Source organism: Stenotrophomonas sp. YJH_SMC_48-3, from assembly GCF_059369375.1.
Window position 1 is genome coordinate 83,002 of the sequence record NZ_JCAFSQ010000003.1, and the last position, 21,055, is coordinate 104,056.

General features: G+C 67.1%; 16 protein-coding genes. 10 read left to right on the forward strand and 6 right to left on the reverse strand.

Annotated features, from left to right (window positions below):
* The first annotated feature begins 132 nt into the window (after positions 1-132).
* Positions 133-5,040 (forward strand): alpha-2-macroglobulin family protein, encoded by a 4,908-nt coding sequence (locus tag AC5P65_RS05475; protein ID WP_180832159.1) that lies wholly within the window; start codon positions 133-135, stop codon positions 5,038-5,040.
* A gap of 49 nt (positions 5,041-5,089) precedes the next feature.
* Positions 5,090-7,471: a penicillin-binding protein 1C gene (gene pbpC / locus AC5P65_RS05480; protein ID WP_180832160.1), complete on the forward strand. Its 2,382-nt coding sequence runs from the start codon at positions 5,090-5,092 to the stop codon at positions 7,469-7,471.
* A gap of 153 nt (positions 7,472-7,624) precedes the next feature.
* On the opposite strand, the gene AC5P65_RS05485 is transcribed toward pbpC, so the two are convergent.
* On the reverse strand, positions 7,625-8,200 hold the full coding sequence (locus tag AC5P65_RS05485; RefSeq protein ID WP_019660039.1) for a ferritin-like domain-containing protein: 576 nt from the start codon (positions 8,198-8,200) through the stop codon (positions 7,625-7,627).
* A gap of 29 nt (positions 8,201-8,229) precedes the next feature.
* Complete coding sequence (locus tag AC5P65_RS05490) at positions 8,230-8,712, reverse strand: peroxiredoxin (RefSeq protein ID WP_005410646.1); 483 nt, start codon at positions 8,710-8,712, stop codon at positions 8,230-8,232.
* A 260-nt stretch (positions 8,713-8,972) separates the two neighbouring features.
* Here AC5P65_RS05490 and AC5P65_RS05495 point away from each other — a divergent pair, with 260 nt between their 5' ends.
* Positions 8,973-9,866, forward strand: a complete 894-nt coding sequence (locus AC5P65_RS05495) for a DnaJ C-terminal domain-containing protein (RefSeq protein ID WP_021204418.1) — start codon at positions 8,973-8,975, stop codon at positions 9,864-9,866.
* An 88-nt stretch (positions 9,867-9,954) separates the two neighbouring features.
* Here AC5P65_RS05495 and pilH read toward each other — a convergent pair whose 3' ends face one another.
* On the reverse strand, positions 9,955-10,326 hold the full coding sequence (pilH, locus tag AC5P65_RS05500; protein WP_005410644.1) for a twitching motility response regulator PilH: 372 nt from the start codon (positions 10,324-10,326) through the stop codon (positions 9,955-9,957).
* 88 nt (positions 10,327-10,414) lie between these two features.
* Positions 10,415-11,410, reverse strand: coding sequence for a YhdH/YhfP family quinone oxidoreductase (locus AC5P65_RS05505; protein WP_180832161.1), 996 nt, complete (start codon positions 11,408-11,410; stop codon positions 10,415-10,417).
* Positions 11,411-11,563: 153 nt separating this feature from the next.
* On the opposite strand from AC5P65_RS05505, the gene hflK reads away from it, so the two are divergent.
* The 6 genes from hflK (at position 11,564) to AC5P65_RS05535 (ending at position 17,038) form a co-directional block, all read left to right on the forward strand.
* On the forward strand, positions 11,564-12,697 hold the full coding sequence (gene hflK, locus AC5P65_RS05510; protein ID WP_005410642.1) for an FtsH protease activity modulator HflK: 1,134 nt from the start codon (positions 11,564-11,566) through the stop codon (positions 12,695-12,697).
* On the forward strand, positions 12,694-13,557 hold the full coding sequence (gene hflC / locus AC5P65_RS05515; protein ID WP_019660037.1) for a protease modulator HflC: 864 nt from the start codon (positions 12,694-12,696) through the stop codon (positions 13,555-13,557). Before hflK ends, hflC begins: the two co-directional genes overlap by 4 nt.
* A gap of 67 nt (positions 13,558-13,624) precedes the next feature.
* On the forward strand, positions 13,625-13,810 hold the full coding sequence (locus AC5P65_RS05520; RefSeq protein WP_005410640.1) for a DUF2065 domain-containing protein: 186 nt from the start codon (positions 13,625-13,627) through the stop codon (positions 13,808-13,810).
* 293 nt (positions 13,811-14,103) lie between these two features.
* Positions 14,104-15,396: an adenylosuccinate synthase gene (locus AC5P65_RS05525; RefSeq protein ID WP_019660036.1), complete on the forward strand. Its 1,293-nt coding sequence runs from the start codon at positions 14,104-14,106 to the stop codon at positions 15,394-15,396.
* A gap of 132 nt (positions 15,397-15,528) precedes the next feature.
* Entirely contained in the window at positions 15,529-16,167 is a 639-nt protein-coding gene (locus tag AC5P65_RS05530) for a hypothetical protein (protein ID WP_180832162.1), read from the forward strand.
* 445 nt (positions 16,168-16,612) lie between these two features.
* Positions 16,613-17,038, forward strand: coding sequence for a DUF4259 domain-containing protein (locus AC5P65_RS05535; protein ID WP_180832163.1), 426 nt, complete (start codon positions 16,613-16,615; stop codon positions 17,036-17,038).
* Positions 17,039-17,042: 4 nt separating this feature from the next.
* Here the strand turns inward: AC5P65_RS05535 and AC5P65_RS05540 are convergent, their stop codons facing one another.
* Together AC5P65_RS05540 and AC5P65_RS05545 are read right to left on the reverse strand one after the other, a co-directional pair.
* A complete protein-coding gene (locus AC5P65_RS05540; protein ID WP_155029950.1) occupies positions 17,043-17,690 on the reverse strand; it encodes a M23 family metallopeptidase in 648 nt (215 codons plus the stop codon).
* 4 nt (positions 17,691-17,694) lie between these two features.
* Positions 17,695-18,657, reverse strand: coding sequence for a L,D-transpeptidase family protein (locus tag AC5P65_RS05545; protein WP_180832164.1), 963 nt, complete (start codon positions 18,655-18,657; stop codon positions 17,695-17,697).
* Positions 18,658-18,891: 234 nt separating this feature from the next.
* Here AC5P65_RS05545 and AC5P65_RS05550 point away from each other — a divergent pair, with 234 nt between their 5' ends.
* Positions 18,892-21,015, forward strand: a complete 2,124-nt coding sequence (locus AC5P65_RS05550; protein WP_021204415.1) for a methyl-accepting chemotaxis protein — start codon at positions 18,892-18,894, stop codon at positions 21,013-21,015.
* Positions 21,016-21,055: the final 40 nt, after the last annotated feature.

Genomic DNA, 21,055 nt, shown 5'->3' on the forward strand with positions numbered 1-21,055 from the left:
ATCCCATCCAACCTGCCATGCCGGTTGCCGGCCAGCGGCCGGCACCACCCGCACCCGCGGCAATTGCCGAATTCGCGTCAACACCTTGACGCGGCCTGCCTATAATGGCCACCTCGATCAAGGAGTGACGACATGAGCGGTCCGGCACGGCGGAAGCGGTGGGGATGGGCGGCGGCGGTACTGGCAGGAGGCCTGTTGCTGGGCCTGGCCGGCTGCCGCAACGACAGCGGGCAGTTGCCCAAGGCCAGTGGCGAGGCGATCACCACCAAGTCCGAGCAGGTGAAGGAATTCACCCTTCTGCGCGCCTACCCGGACCAGAAGAATGACGGCCTGTCGCTGGCGCTGGAGTTCTCGCGCCCGCTGGTCGGCACCCAGGATTTCGACACGCTGGTGCGCTTCGAGGAGAAGGTCGGCACCGACGACAGCGGCTGGACGCTGTCCGATGACGGCCTGACCCTGCGCTACCCGTTCGTCGAGGCCGGCAAGGAATTCAGCCTGGTGGTCTCGCCGGACCTGCTGGCCGCCGATGGCAGCCGGCTGGGCAAGGAACTGAAGCAGAAGGTGTTCAGCGGCGAGTTGAAGCCGGTGGTTGGGTTCGCCTCGCAGGGCAGCGTGCTGCCGGCCAAGGACAGCCGTGGCCTGCCGGTGGTCTCGGTGAACGTGCCGGAAGTGGACGTCGAGTTCCTGCGCGTGCGCGAGAAGGACCTGCCGACCTTCTTCAGCCAGTACCAGCGCGGTGGCCGCCGTGGCAGCTGGGAGCTCAGCAGCGACTACGAGCGCAGCCCGATCAACAAGCTGGCCGAGCCGGTCTACGTCAACCGCTTCATCCTTGGCGGCAAGCAGAACGAGCGGGTGCTGACCTACCTGCCGACCCAGGACATCAAGGAACTGCAGGAGCCGGGCCTGTACTTCGCACTGCTCAAGCGCACCGGCGACTATGAGGGCGAATTCGATACCGCGTTCTTCTCGGTCAGTGACATCGGCCTGCACACCCGCGCCTACAAGGACAAGCTGTTCGTGCATACCGCCGGTCTCAAGGACGGCGCGCCGCTGAAGGGCATCGACCTGCGCGTGCTCGACGCCAAGGGCGAGGTGGTGCTGAAGGGCAGCACCGACGGCAACGGCAATGCGCTGCTGAACTACACCCTGGATGCCACCCACGTGCTGGTCGCCAGCAGCGGCAAGGACACCAGCTTCCTGCCGTTCAACCAGCCAGCGCTGGACCTGAGCGAATTCGCCGTGGCCGGCCGCGACAACGCATGGTTCGATGTCTATGCCTGGTCCGGCCGCGACCTGTACCGCCCGGGCGAGACCGTGCGCCTGTCCGCGCTGCTGCGTGACAACGATGGCAAGCCGGTCAAGGCGCAACCGGTGTTCCTGCGCCTGAAGCAGCCCGACGGCAAGACGTTCCGCGAGACCCGCCTGCAGCCGGGTGACCAGGGCTACATCAATTTCGAGCAGGTGATCCCCGCCGAGGCGCCGACCGGGCGCTGGCAGGTCGAGTTCCGCACCGACCCGGCCAGCAAGGAAGCGATCCAGGGCATGACCCTGCGCATCGAGGAGTTCCTGCCCGAGCGCATGAAACTGGACCTGGACAGCGCGCAGAAGACGCTGAAGCCGGGTGAGGACCTGCGCCTGCAGGCCAATGGTGCCTATCTGTACGGGGCACCGGCCGATGGCAACCGCTTCACCGCGCGCATGGCGGTGGCCGCCGAGCAGCAGCCGGTGGAAGGCCTGCCGGGCTACTTCTTCGGTGACCCGACCCTGCAGCTGCCGCGCGAAGCCAAGGACGTGATCGACACCACGCTGCCGGCCAACGGCCAGCTGCGCGAGGACGTGGCATTGCCGGAAGAGGCGGCCAAGGCCAAGGCACCGATTGCCGTGGTGCTGTCCGGCAGCCTGTATGAAACCGGTGGCCGCACGGTCACCCGTACCCTGAAGCGGGTGATGTGGCCGGCCAATGCGCTGGTCGGCGTGCGCCCGCTGTTCAACCCCGACGATGGTGCTGATTCCAACGGCAACGCACGCTTCGAACTGATGCGCGTGGATGCCGCCGGCACACCGCAGCCAGCCAAGGGCCTGAAGATCACCCTGGTGCGCGAGCTGCGCGACTACCACTGGACCTTCAACGACAACCGCTGGGACTACGACTTCACCCGCCGTTTCGAGAACAAGGAAACGCGCACCGTCGATGCCGGCGGCAGCGCGGTCGCCTTCGATTTCCCGGTGGAGTGGGGCGAGTACCGCGTGGACGTGTTCGATCCGTCCACCGGCCTGACCAGCCGCTACCCGTTCCGCGCCGGCTGGAGCTGGGGCGATGACAACCGCGGCCTGGACGCGCGCCCGGACAAGGTCAAGCTGGGCCTGGACAAGACCGGCTACAAGGCCGGCGACACCCTGGAAGTGACGGTGACCCCGCCGCATGCCGGCAAGGGCATCCTGATGGTCGAGACCGACCGCATGCTGTACGTGCAGGACATCGAGGCCAAGCCGGGTTCGACCTTCAAGATTCCGGTCACCGCTGACTGGGAACGCCACGACGTCTACATCACCGCGCTGGTGTTCCGTGGCGGCAGTGCGCCGAGCAAGATCACTCCGGCCCGTGCCGTGGGTGTGGTGCATGTGCCGATGGACCGCAAGGGCCGCACCGTGGCCGTCGGCCTGGCCGCGCCCAAGCAGATGCGCCCGGAGCAGGACCTGCCGGTGACGGTCAGCGCACCACAGTTGGCCGGCAAGATGGCGCACGTCACCGTCTCGGCGGTGGACGTGGGCATCCTCAACATCACCCGTTTCCCGGTGCCCGACGCCGGCGCGCACTTCTTCGCCCAGCGTCGCCTCGGCATCGATGCCTATGACATCTACAGCCGGGTGATCGAGAGCTTCGATGGTGGCAGCGGCAAGCTGAAGTTCGGTGGCGACATGGCACTGCAGGCATTGCCGCAGGCCAAGCGCCCGACCGCGCGCGTGCAGACCGTGGACCTGTTCTCCGGCCCGGTGCAGCTCGATGCCAAGGGCAATGCCCGCATCCGCCTGAAGGTGCCGGATTTCAACGGCACCCTGCGGGTGTCGGCGCTGGTCTACAGCGATGACCAGTACGGCAAGCGCGACGTGGAAACCATAGTACGCGCGCCGATCCTGGCCGAAGCCAGCATGCCGCGCGTCCTGGCCCCGGGCGACCGCAGCACCGTGACCCTGGACGTGCAGAACTTCACAGGCAAGCCGGGGCAGTTCAACGTGAAGGTGGAAAGCGAGGGCCCGTTGAACCTGGGTGAGGGCAGCCGCAGCGTGCAGTTGAATGCCGATGCCAAGACCACGCTGAGTTTCCCGCTGTCCGCGCGTGAGGGCCACAGCGTGGCCAAGGTGCGGGTGCGGGTGGACGGCAACGGCTTCAAGGCCGATCGCCGTTACGACCTGCCGGTGCGTGCGGCGTGGCCGCAGGTGCTGCGTTCGCAGGTGCGTACGCTCGATCCGCTGGCGGCGGTCAGCCTCGACAACAGCCTGACCGATGGCCTGATGTCGGAGTCGGTCAATGCCCGCCTGCTGGTCAGCCCGCTGCCGCCGATTCCGTTCGCCAGTGCACTGCAGGGCGCGCTGAATTATCCATATGGCTGTGCCGAGCAGACCACCAGCAAGGGCTACGCGGCGCTGATCCTGGACCAGGCGACGTCGTCGATGCTCGGTGCCGACGGCCTGGATGCCAAGACCCGTCGCGAGCGCATGGAAGGTGCGTTCGGTCGCCTGGCGTCGATGCAGGTGGCCAACGGCAACTTCTCGATGTGGGGTGACGACGGCTACGTGAACCCGTGGCTGACCCCGTACATCGCCGAGTTCCTGCTCGACGCCAAGGATGCCGGTTTCGCGGTGCCCGACAACGTGCTGCAGAAGGCGCTCAACCGGCTTAGCGAGGATCTGCTGTCCGGCGGCAACCAGTTCTACGGCCAGGACGACCGCGAGAAGCTGAAGTTCGCCAACCAGGCCTATTCGGGCTACGTGCTGGCCCGGGTCAACCGTGCACCGCTCGGTACCCTGCGCACGCTGTACGACAACGAGCGCAGCAAGGCGGTGGGCGGCCTGTCGCTGGTCCATCTGGGCGTGGCGTTGTCGCTGCAGGGCGATGCCAAGCGTGGCCAGGCCGCGCTGGCGGCGGCCTTCGCCAAGTCCAGCAGCGAGCGCCCGTCGTACTTCGGCGACTACGGCAGTGCGATCCGCGATGACGCGCTGATGATCGCGCTGACCCACGAGAACAAGCTGGCCAAGCCCGCCTGGGACGCACGTGCGGTCGATCTCGGCCGTGGCCTGGATGCCCGTCGCAATGCCGGCTGGATGTGGCTGAGCACGCAGGAACAGGTGGCGATTGCACGTCTTGGCAAGGCGCTCGCCGCCAACCAGAAGGCGCTGGTGGCCGGAGAGCTGGTGATCGGTGGCAACACCGAAGCCATCGGCGAGCGCAAGTTGTTCGGCCGCAACTTCAGCGCCAGTGAGCTGGCCAGCGGTGTGCGCTTCACTCCGCAGGGGCAGCCGCCGATGTTCGCCAGCATCGACGTGGCCGGCATCCCGCGCAGCGCACCGGCGCCGGACAACAGCGTGCTGGGTATTGAACGGAGCTACTTCGGTACCGATGGCAAACCGTGGTCGCCGCGACCTCTGAAGGAAGGCGAAGCACTGATCGTGCGCGTCACCGTCACCGCCGACACCACGATGCCCGATGCGCTGCTGACCGACCTGCTGCCGGCGGGCCTGGAGATCGAGAACTTCAACCTGGGCGACGCCAAGCAGTGGGCCGATGTGGTGGTCGATGGCATCACCATCAGCGACCGCGGTGAAGCGGCCGATACCAAGCACGAAGAGTTCCGCGACGACCGCTATGTGGCCGCGCTGAAGCTCTCGCGTGGCAGCAAGGCCAACGTGTTCTACCTGGTGCGCGCGGTGACCCCGGGTACCTACTCGGTGCCGCCACCGCTGGTGGAGGACATGTACCGGCCGCAGCTGCGTGGCGTTGGCCGCAGCAACCCGACCACGATCACGGTGGTACAGCCGTGACCGCGCGGACGGGCCGCGACGGCGCGGCCCGTCCTGCTGGCAACCTGCAATGAAGAACACGATGACGACCCGGCTGGCGGCCCTGCGCCGCCGGTGGCGGCCGCTGTGGCCGTGGCTGCGCTGGGGCATGGCCGCCACGCTGGCACTGCTGCTGGTGCTGGATTTCGCCTTCCCGCCCCCGCTGCCGAAGCAGCGCGAAACCAGCACTCTGGTGGTGGCCGCCGACGGCACGCCACTGCGTGCGTTCGCCGATGCCGAGGGCGTGTGGCGTTATCCTGCCTCGATCGACAGCGTCTCGCCGCTGTACCTGCAGGCGTTGCTGACCTACGAAGACCGCTGGTTCTGGCGCCATCCGGGGATCAACCCGGTGGCGATGCTGCGTGCCAGCGGCCAGCTGCTGCGCGGCGGCCGCATCGTGTCCGGCGGTTCGACCCTGACCATGCAGGTCGCACGCATCCTCGATCCGCATACGCGCACGCCCTGGGGCAAGCTCAAGCAGATGCTGCGCGCGGTGCAGCTGGAAGTGCACCTGAGCAAGCAGCAGATCCTGGCCCTGTACCTGGAGCGCGCGCCCTACGGCGGCACCATCGAAGGCGTGGAAGCGGCCAGCTGGGCCTACCTGGGCAAGCCGGCGGCGCAGCTGTCACATGCCGAGGCCGCGTTGCTGGCGGTGCTGCCGCAGGCGCCGAGCCGGCTGCGCCCGGACCGCCACCCGGAAGCGGCACAGAAGGCACGCGACAAGGTGTTGTCACGCATGGCCGAGCTGGGCGCGTGGACAGCCGAAGAGGTGGATGATGCGCGCATCGAGAACGTGGTGGCGCGCTCGCTGCGGCCGCCGCTGCACGCCGCGTTGCTGGCGCAGCGCCTGCATTCGGCGCATCCGGGCCGGGCACGCATCCAGAGCAGCATCGACATCGGCCTGCAGCGCACGCTGGAGGAACGCGTGGCCAGCTATTTCTCGACGCTGCCAGAACGCACCTCGGCCGCCCTGCTGGTGGTCGACAACCAGACCCTGCAGGCACGTGCCTATGTGGGCACCCTGTCCTTCGGCGACCGCCAGCGGCTCGGCCACGTGGACATGGTGCAGGCCTGGCGCTCGCCGGGCTCCACGCTCAAGCCGTTCCTGTATGCGATGGCGCTGGATGATGGCCTGATCCATTCGGAAAGCCTGCTGGTGGATGCGCCGCAGAGTTTCGGCAGCTACCGCCCCGGCAACTTCGACATGGCCTTCAACGGGCCGATCGGCGCGTCCAGCGCTTTGCGGTTGTCACTGAACGTGCCCTCGGTGGACCTGCTGCAGCGGGTCGGCGCCGCGCGCTTCGCTGCACGTCTGTCGCACGCGGGCATCCAGCTGCGCTTCCCGCCAGGCAGTACGCCCAATCTGTCGCTGATCCTGGGCGGCACCGGCGCGCGGTTGGAAGACCTGGTCGGCGCGTTCGCCGCGCTCAACCGCAACGGCATCGCCGGGCGCGTGCGCTACACCGATGACGAACCGATGATCGAGCGGCGCCTCGCTTCGCCCGGCGCCAGCTGGATCGTGCGCGAGATGCTGGAATCGAATCCGCGGCCGGGGTACAGCGTCGGGACGTTCGATGTCGGTGGCCGCCCGCGCGTGGCGTGGAAGACCGGCACCAGCTACGGGTACCGCGATGCGTGGGCGATTGGCAGCACCCGCCACTACACCGTGGGCGTGTGGGTGGGCCGGCCGGACGGCACACCGCTACCGGGCCAGTACGGCGCGGTGACCGCGCTGCCGCTGATGTTCGAGGTGGTGGACAGCCTGCCGCGCCAGCGCGGTGATTCGGCGGCCGCGCCGATGCCGGCCAGCGTCAGCCAGGAAGACATCTGCTGGCCGACTGGTGAGCGTGCCGAAGGCCTGCCTGCTGCGCTCTGCCAGCGGCTGATGCCAGCCTATCTGCTGGAAGGCGCGGCACCACCGACCTTCCCCGAGCGCGAAGCACGGCGCTGGCAACCAGGTCGGCAGCGCTACCTTGCCGATGCGCGTACCGGTCTGCGCGTGTCAGCCGATTGCCGCTTGCCGCGCGAAGAAGTCGCGCGCGAGATCGCGCGCTGGCCAGCGTTGCTGTCGCCATGGCTGTCCAAGGCCACGCGCGAAGCCTCGCAGCTCCCGGCGCTGTCGCCGGACTGCCGTGATGATGGCCGCGAGGCCAGCGTTGCGCTGCACATCGATGGGCTCAACGATGGCGCCACGCTGGCGCGCGCGCCGAATTCGGAACATGGCGTACGCCTGCAGCTGCGCGCGCTGGGCAGCGAGCAGGCGGTGGAGTGGCTGCTGGATGGACGCTGGATTGCACAGACCCACGGCGCGCAGCTGATGCAGCGAGAGTTCGCCGAACCCGGCACGCACACCCTGACCGCGTTGGCAGCCGACGGCGCCTGGACGCAGGTGCGGTTCAACGTCCTGCGCTAGATGCCGACCTTGGATGGCACTTCCCGCATGTTGTCACGCTGCTGTAGAGCCGAGCCCATGCTCGGCTGCTCCTGCGACGTGCGTGCAGCGGTCAGCCGAGCATGGGCTCGGTTCTACAACGCCGTAGATCGCAGCGATCGCGTGGCGTAGCGACTACTCCCCGATCCACCCATCCAGCAGGTCGGCGAACTCGTCGGCGTGCTCTTCTTCCTGCGCCAGGATCTCTTCAAGGATGCGCTTGGTGGTGGTATCGCGGTCACCGATGAAGTTGATCATCTCGCGATAGCTGTCGATGGCGATGCGCTCGGCCACCAGGTTCTCGCGCACCATGTCGCGCAGGTCGCTGCCTTCCTTGTATTCGGCGTGCGAACGCGCGGTCAGCGTATCCGGGTTGAGATCCGGCTCGCCGCCCAGCTGGACGATGCGCTCGGCCAGCTTGCCGGCATGCGCCTGCTCCTGCTGTGCATGCTCGAGGAACTCGGCTTTCACCGCGTCGGCCAGCATGCCCTTGGCCATGAAGTAGTGCCGGTAGTAGCGCAGAACGCAGACGTACTCGGTGGCCAGTGCGTCGTTGAGCAGCTTGATCACCACCTCGCGGTCAGCGCTGTAGCTGTCGGTGATCGCACCATCTTCGATGTTGCGCCGGGCGCGTTCGCGCAGGGTCTTGCGGTCGCTGATGCCGGCAATTTCCGCGGCGGGCTTGCTGGCTTTGGCTGGCTGCGTGGACATGGCTGGCCGTTTCCTTCTGCGGTGGGGAATCAGGTGGGGAGATGCTCCAGCACGTACTCGGCCGAAGACACTTCGAACTGGCCGGGCTGTTCAACCCAGGCCTCTCGAACTACGCCGTCGTCGACGTACAGGGCAAAACGACGCGAGCGGATGCCCATGCCCGACGCGCTCGCATCAAGCTCCAGACCCAAGGCGCGGGTCAGCTCGGCATTGCCGTCGGACAGCATCAGAAGGCCGTCGGGCACGCTCTGGTCGGCGGCCCAGGCCTTCATCACGAACGGGTCGTTGACGGCCATGCAGTAGACGTCGATGCCGCGCTGGCGGAAGGCCTCGAACTTTTCGACGTAGCCGGGAAGGTGACGTGCCGAGCACGTCGGGGTGAACGCGCCGGGCACGGCGAACAGCACCACCTTGCGCGCATCGAACAACGAATGCGTATCAAGCGTTTCAATGCCCTCGCGGATGCGCTTGAGGGTCACTTCCGGAATGCGGTCGCCGACATGGATGGTCATGGGAACTCCTTGCTGGGGCAGGCTAGTGGGCCGGATGGGAGAGGGGCGTCAAGACATTGGAAACCCGGTGTGCAGGCTCCATCTTCCGGCTTTGTGGCAGGGGCTTCCAGCCACAGCGTGGCGCACGGGGATGGCAGCCGCATTGCGCAGGATCAGTCGGCCTCACCGGGGCCGCACGAGGGGCGGCGTAGCCTCGCAGGCGCGTAGAATGAACCCGGGGCGGCGCCACCGGCGCGGCCGAAGCGAATCGAGGTAGCTGGATGGAATTCAAGGATTACTACGCCACCCTGGGGGTGGAACCGAGCGCGGGCGAGGCGGAGATCAAGACCGCCTACCGCCGGCTGGCACGCAAGTACCACCCGGACGTCAGCAAGGAGGCCGGGGCCGAAGACAAGTTCAAGGCGGTCAACGAGGCCTACGAGGCGCTGCGCGATCCGGAAAAGCGTGCGGCCTATGACCAGCTGCGCGCGCAGGGCTATCGCCCGGGCGAGGAGTTCAACGTGCCGCCGAACTACGGCGGCGCCGGTGGTTTCAATTTCGAGGAAGTGTTCGGTGGCGGCGGCCCCAACGGCGGCTTCAGCGACTTCTTCGAAAGCCTGTTCGCGCGCCAGCGCGGTGGAGCGGGCGCGGGGGGCGGTCCGGGCTTCAGCAGCCAGGGCCATGCGCCCAACCGCGATACCCGCGCCAAGCTGTCGGTGCCACTGGAAGCGGCCTACAGCGGCGACAGCCTGCGCATCACCGTCAACGGCAAGCAGCTGGACGTGCGCGTGCCCAAGGGCATCCGCCCGGGCCAGGTGATCCGCTTGGCAGGGCAGGGCAACCATGGCGGCAATCTGCTGCTGGAGGTGGAATACGCCGCCCACCCGCAGTTCGAGGTCGATGGTCGCAACATCCTCTATACGCTGCCGCTCACGCCGTGGCAGGCCGCGCTGGGCACCAGCATCAGCGTGCCGACCCTGGGTGGTGCGGTGGAACTCAAGATTCCGGCCGATTCCGATGCCGGCCGCAAGCTGCGCCTGCGTGGCCGTGGCCTGCCGGGCAGCCCGGACGGCGACCAGATCGTCGAAATCGAGATCGTGGCCCCGGCTGCGACCGATGAGGCTCAGAAGAAGGCGTACCGCAATCTGGCCAAGGCGTTCGGCGAGACCATTTGAAGGTGGTGCCGGCCGCTGGCCGGCAACTTCATTGCCCTGGACGGTGATGCGTGGTTGCCGGCCAGCGGCCGGCAACACCGCGCGCGTCTCAGCCCTGGCCCGCGAACACGCGCTCCAGCACCTCGGACAGCTCGTCCTCCGAGAACGGCTTGGTGATGTAGGCCTTGGCGCCCTGGCGCATGCCCCACATGCGGTCGGTGTCCTGGTCCTTGGTGGTCACCAGGATCACCGGGATATGCCGGGTCGCCTCGTCGCGGGCGAGGGTACGGGTGGCCTGGAAGCCGTTGAGGTTGGGCATCACCACGTCCATCAGGACCAGGTCGGGCAGCTCGGCCTTGGCGGTTTCGACCCCGGCGGCGCCATCGGTGGCGGTCAGGATCTGGTGCCCGAGCTTCTCGACGATGCGCTGTATCCCCAACAGCTGCGACGGTGAGTCGTCGACGATCAGAATGCGTGCCATGTTGTTCCCCATGTAATGCCCGCAGTGTAGTGCGGGCCCATTACCGGCGGGAGGGCCACGTCTGCCGTCCGTCGCCTGCCTGCGACGTTCAGTCGATCCGTACCACGGTGCGACCCAGCGAACCGCCCGCCAGCATCCGTTCGAATACGGCAGGAAGGCCATCGAGGCCGACTTCGGCGGTGCAGATGCGGTCCAGGTGCTGCGGCTTCCAGTCACTACCCAGCCGCGACCACACTTCCTCACGCAGTCCGCGTGGCGCATTGGCCGAGGACACGCCCAGCAGCGAGACACCGCGCAGGATGAACGGCATCACCGTCATGCCCAGCGTCGGACTGGCTGCCAGGCCGGCACTGACGACGCTGCCGTAGGGCACGGTCTGCGCCAGCAGGCTGGCCAGCATGTCGCCTCCGGCATTATCGAGGCCACCCCCGAAGCGGGCCGACTGCAGCGCGCCGGTGTCGGCCAGCGCGTCGCGCGGCAGTACCTCGGTGGCGCCGATGCTGCGCAGGAATCCTGCCTGGTCCGGCTTGCCGCTGACCGCGTGCACGCTGTAGCCGGCACGGCTGAAGATGGACAGCGCCAGCGCACCGACACCGCCGCTGGCACCAGTGACCGCCAGCGGGCCGAGTTCCGGGGTCTGCCGGTTGTCCTGCATGCGCAGCAGGGCCAGCGCCGCAGTGAAGCCGGCGGTGCCCAGCACCATCGCCTCGCGTGGGGTCAGCCCGGCCGGCTGGGCGATCACCGCGCGCGATTCCAGCCGCACGTACTGGCTGTAGCCGCCGTCGCGGGTCTCGCTGAGGCCGCAGCCGGTGGCCAGCACCGCGTCGCCTTCACGCCAGTCCGGGTCCGTGCTGGCGACCACGGTGCCGGCCACATCGATGCCGCCCACCAGCGGGAAGCGGCGCAGGATCTTCCCTTTTCCAGTACCGGCCAGCGCGTCCTTGTAGTTGACCGAGGACCAGTGGGCGCGGATCAGCACCTGGCCGGGGTTGAGGTCGTCGACCCCGAGCCGGACCAGGCCGCTGCGATAGCCGGCGTCGTCGTTTTCGATGCGGAAGGCGGTGAACGGGGTGGTGGGGGCCATCGGCGTTGCCTGACTTCGAGGAAAACGCCACCTTACCCCGTTGCCCCCCTTTCGATCCTGCCGATCCGCCCCATCTTGTATGATCGGTGATGGTTTCACGGCTGGCGGTGCGGGAAGGGCCCGCGCCGCAGCCCAAATCTTGATGGAGCGTGCATGGCCTGGAATACACCCGGCGGCAACAAGGGCGGACAAGGCCCCGAGGACAATCGACGCGGGCCGTTCGGGTCACGCGGCGGTGGCAATGGTGGTGGCTGGGGCGGTTTGCCCGGGCCGCTGAAGGACCTGTTCGACGGCGGCATCGTGCGTTGGGTGGTGGCAGCCGTGGTGCTGCTGGTGCTGTTCTCCAGCTTCCAGCTGATCGGCGAACAGCAGCGCGGTGTGGTGCTGCGCTTCGGCCAGTTCTCGCGCATTCTGCAGCCCGGCCCGAACTTCAAGCTGCCCTGGCCGATCGAATCGGTCACCAAGGTCAATGCCACCGAGATCAAGACGTTCTCGATCCAGGTGCCGGTGCTGACCCGCGACGAGAACATCGTCAACGTCTCGCTGAACGTCCAGTACCGCATCGACGACCCGCAGCAATACCTGTTCGGCACCGTGGATGCCAACCAGGTGCTGGAGCAGTCGGCGCAGAGCGCCGTGCGCGAGGAAGTTGGCCGCGCCGACCTCAACGCCGTGCTGAACAACCGTGGTCCGCTGGCCGTCGCCGCCGAGGAGCGCCTGCAGGCGCTGCTGAAGGCGTTCAAGACCGGCCTGACCGTGACCGGCCTGACCCTGCAGGACGCCCGTCCGCCGGAGGAAGTGAAGCCGGCCTTCGACGAGGTCAACGGTGCCCAGCAGGTCAAGGAACGCCTGATCAACGAGGCCCAGGCCTATGCCGCCAAGGTCGTGCCGGAAGCCCGGGGCCAAGCCTCGCGCGCCCGTACCACTGCCGAAGGCTACAAGCAGGCCGTGGTGTCCAAGGCCGAGGGTGACGCGCAGCGCTTCAGCCTGTTGCAGGCCCAGTACAAGGACGCTCCGGAAGTGACCCGCAAGCGCCTGTGGCTGGAGACCGTGCAGCAGGTGCTGAGCGAGAACCGCAAGGTGATCGGTGGCGATGGCCGCCAGCTGATCTACGTGCCGATGACCGGCGATACCCGTCCCAGCACGTCGGCTCCGGCCGCAGTGGCCAACCCGGACGTGGTGATGCCGTCGCTGCCGGGTGCAGCGGCGGAAGCTTCCCGTGATCCGGGCCGGCCGGTGGGCCGCCCGACCGGGCGACCGAGCGGCCGTGAGGAGGGCAGCCGATGAAGAGTCCTATCTGGATCGCCGTGATCGTGGCGGTGGTGCTGGGCCTGCTCGGCTCGGTGTACGTGGTCCGTGAGGACCAGACCGCCATGGTGCTGAACCTGGGCAAGGTGGTGCGTTCGGACATCAAGCCGGGCCTGCACTTCAAGGTGCCGGTGGTGGAAACGGTGAAGGTCTTCGACCGCCGCTTCCAGGTGCTCGACACTGCGCCGGCGCGCTACTTCACCGCCGAGCAGAAGGACGTCAGCGTCGACTTCTTCGCCATCGGCTACATCTCCAACGTGGGTGACTACTTCCGTGCCACCGGCGGCGACCCGCGTGTGGCCAACGCCCGCCTGGCGCCGATCATCACCGACTCGCTGCGCAACCAGATCAACTCGCGCACCCTGCAGCAGCTGGTGTCCGGCGACCGCAGCGAGCTGATCGCCGAGCAGCTGAAGGGCATCAACGAAGCGGTGGCTGGCCTGGGCATGCAGATGATCGACCTGCGCATCAAGCAGGTGGACCTGCCGACCGACAGCCAGGTGATCAACGACGTGTACGAGCGCATGCGCGCCCAGCGCAAGCAGGAAGCGGCCAAGCTGCGTGCGGAGGGCGAGGAGCAGTCGCTGACCATCCGTGCCCAGGCCGACCGCGACAGCACCGTGCTGATCGCCGAGGCCGAGCGTGATGCGCAGCGCCTGCGCGGTGAAGGCGATGCCGAGGCGGCCCGCATCTATGGCAAGGCCGGCTCGGCCGATCCGTCGTTCTATGCGTTCTACCGCAGCCTGGAGGCCTACCGTGGCTCCATGACCGACGGCAATGGCGTGATCGTGCTCGACAAGAACGACCCGTTCCTGCAGTACCTGAAGAACGACCGCTGAGGTCGCAGGGCAGTACCCCACGGGGCCCGGCCAGACGCCGGGCCCCGTGCTTTTTCCGGAGTTCCCGATGAAAGATCTGTTTGCCGCCGTCTGCCTGGTCGCGGTGCTGGAAGGCCTGTTCCTGTTCGTCGCCCCGTTCGCCTGGAAGCGCATGGCCGAACGCCTGCTGGACCTGCCCAGCCCGGCCCTGCGCAGCTTCGGTGGGCTGGTGCTGCTGGCCGGCCTGAGCCTGCTGTGGTGGGCGCGGCATTGAGAGGGTAGTGCCGGCCGCTGGCCGGCAACCCGGGATTGCCGGCCAACGGCCGGCACGACCGGGCGGGGCGGCTGACCGGCCGGTGAAGCCGTCCGTCGGAAAGGTGGCACCCGACCCCGGAAACCCGGATAATGCACAAAAGCCGGACGGGCCTCCCCGTCCGGCTTTTTCCGTGTCTGGGCCTTCCATCGCCGGCCGCTCCCCGTTTGGAGCCGCCCTCCAGGTGCTGGCCAGCCCCGCCACGGTTTACCCGTCCGCGGCCCCGATGGCCGCTACAAATCGAGGAGCCCGTCATGGGTCAGTCTGTCGTAGTGTTGGGTGCCCAGTGGGGCGATGAAGGCAAGGGCAAGATCGTCGATCTGCTCACTGAGGAAATCGGCGCCGTCGTGCGCTTCCAGGGCGGCCACAATGCAGGCCACACCCTGGTCATCAACGGCAAGAAGACCGTCCTGCACCTGATCCCGTCGGGCATCCTGCGTGACGACGCGCTGTGCCTGATCGGCAATGGCGTGGTGATCTCGCCGGCCGCGCTGCAGAAGGAAATCGCCGAGCTGGAAGGCTCCGGCGTGGAAGTGCGTTCGCGCCTGAAGATCTCCCCGGCCGCGCCGCTGATCATGCCGTACCACATCGCCCTGGACCAGGCGCGCGAGCGCGCTGCCGGTGGCAAGGCAATCGGCACCACCGGCCGTGGCATCGGCCCGGCCTACGAAGACAAGGTGGCGCGCCGCGGCATCCGCATCGCCGACCTGCACTACCCGAAGCAGCTGGAAGAACTGCTGCGCACTGCGCTGGACTACCACAACTTCGTGCTGACCAAGTATCTGAACACCGATGCGGTCGACTTCCAGAAGACCTTCGACGAGGCGCTGGCCTTCGGCGAATACGTGCAGCCGATGAAGTCCGACGTGGCCGGCATCCTGCACGACCTGCGCAAGCAGGGTAAGCGCGTGCTGTTCGAAGGCGCGCAGGGTGCGCTGCTGGACATCGATCACGGCACCTACCCGTACGTCACCAGCTCCAACACCACCGTCGGTGGTGCGCTGGCCGGTTCCGGCGTCGGCGCCGATTCGATCGACTACGTGCTGGGCATTGCCAAGGCGTACGCCACCCGCGTCGGCGGCGGCCCGTTCCCGACCGAACTGGACGACGAAGTCGGCCAGGGCATCCGTGACCGCGGCGCCGAGTACGGCGCTTCGACCGGCCGCCCGCGTCGCTGCGGCTGGATGGACATCGTCGCGCTGAAGCGCGCCGTGGCCATCAACGGCATCAGCGGCCTGTGCATCACCAAGCTGGACGTGCTGGACGGCATGGAAAAGCTGAAGGTCTGCATCGCCTACGAATACAACGGCAAGCGCACCGAGTACGCGCCGCTGGACGCGCAGGGCTGGGAAGAATGCACCCCGGTGTACCTGGAGTTCCCGGGCTGGAGCGAGAACACCCATGGCATCACCCAGTGGGACGACCTGCCGCCGGCCGCACGCGCCTACCTGCGTTCGCTGGAAGAGCTGGCCGGCTGCCCGATCAGCATCGTCTCCACCGGCCCGGACCGCGACCACACCATGGTCCTGCAGGATCCGTTTGCCTGAGTGAGAGACCGGTAGCGCTGGGCCCTGCCTGGCGTCGCAGAAGGAAGAAGCCCCGCGAACGCGGGGCTTTTTCGTTACTGTGTCGCCAGTCCAGTGCCGGCAAGGAAGCGAAGCGATGACCAGGATGCCAGCGTGAAAGGCGAGACCGTGGTGCGGATCACCCTGTGGGTGTTGTGGAGCCTGTGGGGCGTCGCCTGCGTGGTGCTGGCGCTGGGCGCCATCGCCAATCATCTGGCCTCGCGCACCCAGACCCTGCCGCTGCTGCTGAGCCCGGGCGCGACGGCTGAGGTGACGGTCTACCGCCTCATCGATGACCCACTGCGGCTGCGACTGCGGTATGCCGCGGACGGTACTGAGGCTGACCCTGAAGTGCTGCTGCGCATCGATACTCCCACCGATCATGGAGACTTCCGCGCAGAAGAGCGTTCGGGAGTGGCCGGGCAGGGCATCAACCGCAGACTGGCATCGGTTGAATCCAGCGGCCTCATGGCGTCCTACTTTGGTTATGGCCGCGGCGATGCATTGCCACGTGGCCGTTCATGGCTGCGGGTAACCGTGCTGGAGGTGGACCCTGCGCTCGAGGGGCGCGCGGCAGACATCGAGCTGCAGCCACCCTTGGATCTACTGAAGCTGACCGACCTGGACTACGTCTGGCTGTGGCCGTTCTTCTTCTGGAAGGTGGCGGCGATGTTCCTGCTGATTCCGGGGGCTGCCTTGGCAGTGTTCACGTTCACCTTGCGGCGCTGGCAGCGCCGCACTCCCGCGAGGTAGTGCCAGACCCAGTGTGGTGGCACTCATGGATCACCGGAAACTTGCCCGAGAGGGGTAGGATCATGCCCATACCGGGTAACAGCCCGCCGGTCCTTCTGCGCTGACGTCAAAGGGCGGTTCAATTCAGCCGCATCGACCTGCCGTTCGTCTTCATGCGCGGGTGGAGCGTCGCTGCAGTGCGCGCGGCACGGTTGGTTGCGGAGAATCCAGTCTCTACGCGACCACGGCGCTTCATCGGTCTGAACAGGATCTTGTCGCTTTTCACCTTAAATCAACACGGGACGACAGGCGGGAGTCTGCCGGGGATCGCCGCGTGCCAATGGCTGCCGCCACGCATGGCGTCTTGCATGCAGCTTGCGCTGGCGGAGACTCGTCGCCAGCAACATGATGGATGACTACCGTGCGGGTCCTGCACGGTATCTGCCTGCCAATTAGGAGCAATCACATGGGCGCATGGGGACACGGTTCATTTGATAATGACGATGCCTGCGATCTGGCCTGCGATCTGACGGAATGCACGGATCTCTCGATAGTGGAGGAAGCGCTGCGCGCGGCTATCAACCCCAATGATTACCTAGAGGCACCTGAAGCGGGCAGGGCGGTCGCGGCTGCAGAGGTGGTGCTGGCACTGTTGGGCCAGCCGACGGCTGCCATTGCCGAGGAAGAAGCGTTACTCGCTTGGGTCAAGGCATGCAATCAGGTGCCATCGTCAGCGATGTTGTTGCTTGCACAACTCGCTGTCCAGCGTGTACAGGCCGAGGACTGTGAACTGCGGGAATTGAAAGAGGAATCCGACTCGTTGGACGAATGGATGGCCGAAGTGAACAGGCTGCAGGAAGGCCTGCGCGCCGCATGCAGCGTGATCGGCTGACGCGTCAGCGTCCGGCTGCTCGCAGCAATGGGTAGGGGTTGATCGATTCCCCCTTCCACCACTGCCTCTCCGGCCCCAGCACGTGTACCTCAAAATGCAGATGCGGCGCGTCGGCACTGGCGTTGCCGGTGCTGCCTACATAACCGATCACCTCGCCGCGCTTGATCACCTGCTTCTCGGCCAGGCCATCGGCGTAGCGCTGCAGGTGCGCGTAGTAGTAGCACCAATGCCCGCTGGGCTCGAACTGGTAGATCGTCAGTCCACCGCGCTCGCTGTCGAACAGTTTTTCCACCGTGCCATCGGCCACCGCCAGTACCGGCGTACCTGCATCGGCCATGATGTCGATGGCATCGTGTACGCGGCCCTCGCTGCGTGCATCGGTGAAGGTATCGCGCAGCTGCGAGGCCAGGATGCCCTGCACGGGCAGCAGCAGGCCGGACGGTGCACCGGCAGCCTGCGCGGCCGGCGGCGCGGTGGAGGCGGGTGGGGCTGTCGCGCCTGGCGCTACCGGTTCCGTCACCGGCGCGGCGGCCACCGTCGATGGCGCTTCCGGCAGCGCGTCGGTCACCGGCTCATCCATATCGCGGTGCAGCCACCAACCTGCACCCAATCCCAGCAGAACACCCAGCACGATCAGCTGCGAAAGACGCATCGGCTCACTCCTGCATCACCACGGGCACCGAAGTATCCACCGCATCGGCCACGCGCAGCGCATCCCAGTTGGTCATGCGCACGCAGCCATGCGACTCGGTCTTGCCGACATGGCCGGGCTCGGGCGTGCCATGCAGGCCGTAGTGTGGCTTGGACAGGTCGATCCAGACCCGTCCGACCGGATTGTTCGGGCCAGGCGGCAGCGTCGCCTTCTTTTCGCCCTTGCGCGCATCCCAGAACAGCTTCGGGTTGTAGTGGAACGGCGGGTCGCGATACACGCCGAGAATCTTCCATTCGCCGATCGGCAGCGGATCGTGCTGGCTGCCGGATGAGACAGGCACCTGTGCGATCACTTTGCCCTGCGCATCCAGCAATTGAAGTGTGGAGTCGGACTTGTCGACCACGATCTTCGCCGCCTTCGGCAAGGCCCCCGTTCCGATGTTGGGCACCTGGATGCGGCTGCCGGCCTTGGCCAGATCGACGCCGGGATTGAGTGCCTTCAGCAGCTCAGGGGAGGCGTGGAAGCGCTCGCCCAGGCCTTCTTCCACGCTGCTGAAGCCCAGCGACTTCAGCTTGGCCTGTGCGGCGGGCCCTTTCGGTATGGGCTGGAACGGGCCGGCAACATCTTCAGCCGTGAGCGTGTAGCTTGCCAGCGGCGTGATCGTATCGGCCTGCAGGGCCTTCCAGGTAGCGTCATCCAGTTCACCCGTTACGCTCAGCCCATGCGCCGCCTGGAAGCCCGACACCGCGCGCCGCTGGTTGCTGCCCACTTCGCCATCGATCGGGCCGGGGGAAAAATTCGCGCGATCCAGCAGCACCTGGGCGTGCAGGACAGAGCGGGGTGCGGTGTCCGGTCCTGCCTTCTCGGCAATGGGGGCAGGCAGGCCAGGCGGCGGCGCCTGCGCGAAGGCAGGTGATGCCAGCAGCGAGAGAGCGAGCAGGGCGGATCGGGGCATGGGTAACGGCATCGGGGACTCCAGCAGGGAACGCCACCACCTTGCCCGCAGACGGCGCCGAGCCACCGTGAAAGGGATCTGATGCCCGCATGAGCAGGCATGTCATTGCGGCCGGTTTGCACCGGCAGGTGCCACTGGGACGGGGACTCACCAAGGTGAACAGTGGCCGACGCCATTGGTGGATGGCGATCAAGATTGCCTGCCGTGCCGCCGATAAGGGCGCATCCCCCCGTTTTGGATACCCCCATGAACTACTTGAGGAACGTCAGGGTTGCCTGGCGTCTTGGGCTGGGCTTTGGCCTGTTGCTGCTGCTGGTTGCCGCCGTGGTGGCCACCGGCGCCACTGCCAGTGTCGTGCAGAAGCGCGCGATGCAGCAGGTGGTCGAGGTCAGCGTGGCCAAGGTGCGCCTGTTGTCGCAGATGCTTGATGCCAACAACCAGATGATGGTGGTGCGCCGCGAGATGCTGATCCGCCAGGGTGATCACCGCACCAGCGACGAGAAGCGCATTGCTGATCTCGTCAAGCGCTACGAGGCCAGCTGGAGCGCCTACCAGGCGCTGCCCAGTGACGCCGAAGGCAAGGCCATCGCTGAAACCATCGCCGCCAAGCGAGCCGTTGCTCGCCCGCTCAACAAGCAGACCAGCGAACTGATGGAGCAGGGCGATTATCCCGGTGCCGTGGCGCTGACCCTGGGCCCGGTGCAGGACGCCGCCAACGGCTGGAACAAGGCGCTGTCCGATGGCGTGGACTTCGAGGAGAAGGAAAGCCGTGAGGCTGCCGCCGAGGCGATCCGCCTGGGCGAGCGCAGCCTGCTGCAGTTGCTGGTGCTGGGCGGCGTTGCGCTGCTTGCTGGCATCGGCGCCTCGGTGATGATCGGCCGCAGCCTGACCGGTCCGCTGGCGCGCGCGGTGAACCTGGCCGAGCGCCTGTCCAAGGGGCAGCTGGACCAGGAGTTCCGCCTCGGTGGCCGCGACGAGCTGACCCAGCTGGGTGAGGCGATGGCCAGCGTGCGCCAGAGTGTGCAGGCGGCGATCGGCGCGCAGTTGCAGATGGCGGAACAGCACGAGGCCGGCGCAATCCGCTATCGCATGGACGCCAGTGCGTTCCCCGGCGATTTCGGCCGCATGGTGCAGGCCACCAACAGCCTGGTCGAATCGCACGTGCAGGTGGAACTGCTGATGGCTGAAGTAATGCAGCGTTACGCCATCGGTGACCTCAGCCGCGACCTGCCGGACTATCCGGGCGAAAAGGGCACGTTGACCCGCACCCTGGCCGCGGTGAAGCAGAGCCTGATGGCGATCAACGCGCAGATCGATGAACTGGCCCGTGCCGCACGCGCCGGCGATTTCAGCATGCGTGGCGATGCCGGGGCCTTCCAGTACCAGTTCAAGACGATGGTCGAGCACCTCAACGGCATGATGGCCAGTTCGCAGGCCAGCATCGCCGATGTTTCCGACGTGCTGCGCGCGATCTCGCATGGCGACCTGACCGCACGCATGGAGGGCGAGTACGAAGGCGTGTTCGCGCGCATGCGCGACGATGCCAACACCACCACCGCGCAGCTGACCGGCATCGTCCGCGGCATCCAGGTGGCTGCCGACAGCATCAACAACGCGGCGCAGGAACTGGCCGCTGGCAACAACGACCTGTCGCGCCGAACCGAGCAGCAGGCGGCCAATCTGGAAGAAGCGGCCGCGTCGATGGAGGAGCTGACCTCCACCGTACGCCAGAACGCCGAACTGGCGCGTCAGGCCGACAGCGAAGCGCACGCTGCCGGCGCCGCCGTGCGCGAGACCGAGCAGGCGATGGCACAGATGGCATCGGTGATGGGCGAAATCGATCAGTCCTCGGCGCGCATCTCGGAAATCTCCACGGTGATCGACGGCATCGCGTTCCAGACCAACATCCTGGCGCTGAATGCTGCAGTGGAAGCCGCGCGCGCGGGCGAGCAGGGGCGTGGCTTTGCGGTGGTCGCCAGCGAGGTGCGTACGCTCGCGCAGCGTGCCGGTGTCGCCGCCAAGGAAATCAAGGAGCTGATCGAAGACGCCGCTGCAAAGGTGAAGAGTGGCCTGGCCGTCACTGTTGAATCGGAAGCCGCGATCGCCCGCGTGGCCCAGGCCAGCTCGCGCACCACCCAGCTGATGAGCGACATCGCAGCGGCCAGCAAGGAACAGGCCGCCGGCATCGAGCAGGTCAACCAGGTGGTGGTGCAGATGGACCAGGTGACCCAGCAGAACGCTGCGCTGGTGGAAGAAGCCACTGCCGCCAGCCGCGCGCTGGAGGAACAGGCGCATGCACTGACCACGTCGGTGTCGGTATTCAAGATGGAAGGCGCGGCGGTCTCCGCTGCGCCCCGTCGCGCAGCCTGAGCGGGCTGCCACTGCAGCGACAGGAATACGGCCGCCTTGA